The following is a 4,519-nucleotide window of genomic DNA, read 5'->3' on the forward strand; positions in this document are numbered from 1 at the left end:
AATAGCGATTTTTCAAGGATAACCAACAAAAAAATCTAAATTCTGTCATAATTCACACCTCACACATTCAATAAAAAGACCATGTCAAAAACTAACTTACTTTCTACCATTCTTATTTCTAGCTTATTAAGCGCTTGTGGTTTTCATGTACCTAAAAATAGTACACCGATCAATGCATCAGTGACGGGCAATACAAATAGCCTGTTCATCACTGAATTTAAAAAACATCTTGATACAAATACAAAGCCATCTTTACAACTTGAAATTGGTAACGAAGTACAAAGAAACCAAACTGCCGCTTATAAAAAGAATGGTGATTCTAGTAGTTATGTGCTAACACTTAGCGTGCCAATCAAAGTAGTACGCGATCAAAAAGTATTATTGTCAAAAAACTTAACAGCCAGTATAACCATCAAAGAAGTAACACTATCTCAAGCCGATACACTGCAAATTACGAGTAGTTTTTCTCAACTTCGTCAAACACTTGTCACAGAATTGTTAAGAATATTACAGCATTTGAATGCAAATTAAGCCTGAACAACTCAGCAAAGTACTGACCAAACAACTTGATTCACTTTACTTTGTTTTCGGTCCAGAGCTTTTATTGGTTGAACAAAGCCTAACACACATTAAAAACACCGCAAAAGCGCAAGGTTTTGACGAGCGCATCAGTTTTGAGGTTAATGGTAATTTTGATTGGGGTAAGATCATTGCCGAACTCTCAGCAACTTCATTATTCTCATCAAAACGCATTATTGAATGTCGTTTGACCACCGGTAAAATAGGACAAAAAGGCTCAAAAGCACTCACTAAAATCGCTGCAAATGTAGCCGATGATATTTTATTTATCGTCTCTACTGGCAAACTGGATTTCGCCCAACAAAAAAGCAAATGGTTCAAAACACTAGAAGCAAATGGCAATATCGTACAAGCTTGGGAGGTGCAACGAGACCACCTTGTTGGTTGGATTGCCAACCATATGACAGAGTTAGGCCTTGAGTCCAGCCCAAAGATTGCAGAAAATATCGCTTATTACACCGAAGGTAATTTGTTGGCATCACTGCAAGAAATTCAAAAACTCAAAATGGCTTACCCGAATGGCAATATTGATATTGAAGACTACATACAACAACTTGGTCAACAATCACAATACACCATCTACAACCTAATTGACTCAGCACTGATGGGTGATAGTGAGCAAGTGCTTAAAATTTATGCATTAATGACTACTGACACAGCAATGCCAATTATGCTAAGTGGCGCACTCTATCGAGAGATCAACTCAATCACCGATATGGCAATTGAGTTGCAACAAGTCAAACAAGTTGGTAGCGTGATGAGTAATCACAGAGTATGGAAAAGTAGACAAACAGCCATTGGCAACGCACTAAAACGACTGCCTTACCAGCGCTTACAAAAAATATTATTATCACTTGGGCGTATTGACCGCTCAATCAAAGGCGTGGATAATCTAAATGTCATTGATGAACTACGCATATTGTTACTAATGCTCGCAGGAAAAACACTATGGACTCAATAAAAAATTTAATCACCCTACTCGGTCAAAACGCACGCACCGCTGCAAAAACACTGCGCAGTGCAGACACACAGCAAAAAAATAACGCTTTAAACAACATTGCCGCACAAGTGGATAAAGACCGTAAGAATATTTTAAACGCCAACCAAAAAGACTTAGAGCAAAGCAAAAACAATGGACTAGACACAGCATTACTAGATAGATTAATGCTGGATGATACCCGCTTAGACGGCATTATTGAAAGCCTGAGTCAAATTGCTACTTTGTCTGACCCGGTCGGAGAGATCACCGACCTTAAATTCCGCCCAAGTGGCATTCAAGTGGGCAAGATGCGTATGCCACTTGGGGTAATGGGTATTATTTATGAATCTCGTCCAAATGTAACGATTGATGTAGCAGCACTTTGCCTTAAATCAGGCAATGGTGTAATTTTGCGAGGCGGATCTGAAGCCATTAATTCTAATTTGGCACTTTATTCTTGCGTTAAACAAGGGTTAATCAATGCTGGCTTAGACCAGAACTGCGTACAGTTAATTGACACTACTGAACGCTCAGTGGTCAGCGAATTAGTCCAGGCCACAGCCTATATAGATGCCATCATTCCCCGCGGTGGAAAAGGCTTGGTTGAGGCCATTAGTGACAGTGCAAAGGTACCAGTAATCAAACACTTACATGGCATTTGCCACACTTATATTGACAAAGATGCAGACAAAAGAAAAGCCATTGATATTGCCTTTAATGCTAAAACGCGTCGCTACGGTGTGTGTAATGCCACAGAAACCTTATTAGTCCACGCTTCTGCGGTTGGTCGCATAATGCCCGAACTCATTGCAAAATTCGTTACCAAAGGCGTAGAGCTCAGGGGCTGTAAAGAAACAAAAAAACTCTCAAAACAAATTATTCAAGCCACTGAACAAGACTGGGATACGGAATACCTAGATGCAATTTTATCCATTCGCATCGTCAATTCAATGAGCGAAGCAATAGCCCATATTGACCGACACAGCTCAGGACATACCGAATCCATTGTTACTGAAAACTACACTTCTGGGCGTCGCTTTATCACCGAAGTCGACTCTTCCTCAGTGATGATTAACACCTCTACAGGCTTTGCCGATGGTTTTGAATATGGTTTAGGCGCAGAAATCGGCATCAGCACCGACAAATTCCATGTGCGTGGACCTGTTGGCCTAGAGGGGCTTACTTCACAAAAATATATCGTGCTTGGTGATGGGCACACCCGTCCTTAAAAACAATAATAAACAAAATGAATATAGAACAAACATTAGCCATCTTTCAACGCGGCAGCAATGAAATCTTGCCACTTGATGAACTAAGAGACAAGTTAAAACGCAAAAAAATTCTAAAAATCAAAGCAGGGTTTGACCCAACAGCACCCGATTTGCATTTAGGGCACACAGTTTTAATCAATAAACTCAAACAGTTGCAAGATTTAGGACATGAGATTCAATTCTTAATCGGTGATTTCACCGCAATGATTGGCGACCCGACTGGCAAGAGCAAAACTCGCCCACCACTTTCAAGAGAGCAAGTGCAAGAAAATGCCAAAAGTTACACCCAACAAGTTTTTAAAATTCTAGATAAAAACAAAACTAACATTGTCTTTAACTCGCAGTGGATAGATAAATTAACCCCAATAGAGTTTGTTAAACTTGCCTCAATGCGCACTGTTGCCAGAATGCTAGAACGCAACGACTTTGAAGCCCGCCATAAAAATGGTGATGATATTGCAATTCACGAATTTTTATACCCGCTCGCTCAAGGATATGATTCTGTCGTATTGGAGTCTGATATAGAGGTCGGTGGTACCGACCAAAAATTCAACCTATTGATGGGTAGAGAGTTACAAAAGCGTTACGGCAAAGAACAGCAAGTTATCCTTACTATGCCGATTTTAGAAGGTTTAGATGGCGTACAAAAAATGTCAAAATCGCTCAACAATTACATTGCCATTGATGACAATCCTGATGATATGTTTGGCAAAATCATGTCAATTTCAGATAAGTTAATGTGGCGCTATTTTGAGTTACTGAGTTTTGAAAGCCTAGAAACTATTGCTAACTTAAAACAAGAAATGACGCAAGGTAAAAACCCAAGAGACATTAAGTTTATATTGGCTGATGAAATTATCACCCGTTTTCATAACGCTGAATCCGCCAAGCAAGCACAGCAAAATTTTATCGACCGCTTTAGCAAAAATCAAATTCCTAACGAAATGGAGGAATTTAACTTTAATGTAGGTGTCAAAATTGCCAATTTACTTAAAGATGCTGGGCTTTGTCCCAGTACCTCAAATGCCTATCAAATGATTAAACAAGGTGCTGCTAAAATCAACGGTGAAAAAATCACAAACAAAAATCTTGAGCCTGAAATAGGCACAGAAGTCTATCAAGTCGGCAAGCGCAAATTTGCAAGGGTGACAATCAAATAAAGAAAGCGTATAATGCTCATTTTTGGGGATGACATGGCTTCGACGAGGAGTTGGATCTCAAAGATGCATGCCGAGGATAAGAATAACTCGTAAAAGTTTCTTAAAAAAGATAGTTGCAAACGAAAACAACTACGCTCTAGCTGCATAGCTAGCCGCTCCCTTGAGATTGTCTGTATTTCTTGGATAGCGGTCGATTACAGACTCGCTAGGATTATTTTTTCAGGGTAATTCGGTTAAAACTTACTGGGATCGCACTTGCAATCCCTGATGGTCGGGTGGCAAGTTGCTAACTACAATAGACCAAACTAAGCATGTAGATTCTTTGTTTGAAGGTTTTCGGACGCGAGTTCAATTCTCGCCATCTCCACCAAATTCTTATATTTTTACCACTCAAAATACCTCTAAATGCCTTACAGTTAAGCATTTTATCGTATCCTTTAAATGATAAAAATACTATTTTTTTGATAAATACCCATGTTATGGCTGATATGGATGAATATATTGATTTTGATATTATAAAAAACCTATAA

General features: G+C 39.1%; 4 protein-coding genes and 1 other RNA gene. All 5 read left to right on the plus strand.

The window, feature by feature from the left end:
- Positions 1-81: 81 nt before the first annotated feature.
- Positions 82-531: an LPS-assembly lipoprotein LptE gene (locus BAZSYMA_RS03765; RefSeq protein WP_090715767.1), complete on the plus strand. Its 450-nt coding sequence runs from the start codon at positions 82-84 to the stop codon at positions 529-531.
- Positions 521-1,540, plus strand: a complete 1,020-nt coding sequence (gene holA, locus BAZSYMA_RS03770) for a DNA polymerase III subunit delta (protein WP_090715769.1) — start codon at positions 521-523, stop codon at positions 1,538-1,540. The genes BAZSYMA_RS03765 and holA overlap by 11 nt, the downstream gene beginning before the upstream one ends.
- Positions 1,528-2,787, plus strand: coding sequence for a glutamate-5-semialdehyde dehydrogenase (locus BAZSYMA_RS03775; protein ID WP_090715772.1), 1,260 nt, complete (start codon positions 1,528-1,530; stop codon positions 2,785-2,787). Before holA ends, BAZSYMA_RS03775 begins: the two co-directional genes overlap by 13 nt.
- A gap of 17 nt (positions 2,788-2,804) precedes the next feature.
- The gene (tyrS, locus tag BAZSYMA_RS03780) at positions 2,805-3,989 is read left to right on the plus strand and encodes a tyrosine--tRNA ligase (protein WP_090715775.1); all 1,185 of its coding nucleotides are present in this window, start codon (positions 2,805-2,807) and stop codon (positions 3,987-3,989) included.
- A 24-nt stretch (positions 3,990-4,013) separates the two neighbouring features.
- Positions 4,014-4,359, plus strand: a transfer-messenger RNA (tmRNA) gene (gene ssrA, locus BAZSYMA_RS03785).
- Positions 4,360-4,519: the final 160 nt, after the last annotated feature.

It is taken from the genome of Bathymodiolus azoricus thioautotrophic gill symbiont (genome assembly GCF_001298715.1).
Classification (GTDB): domain Bacteria; phylum Pseudomonadota; class Gammaproteobacteria; order PS1; family Pseudothioglobaceae; genus Thiodubiliella.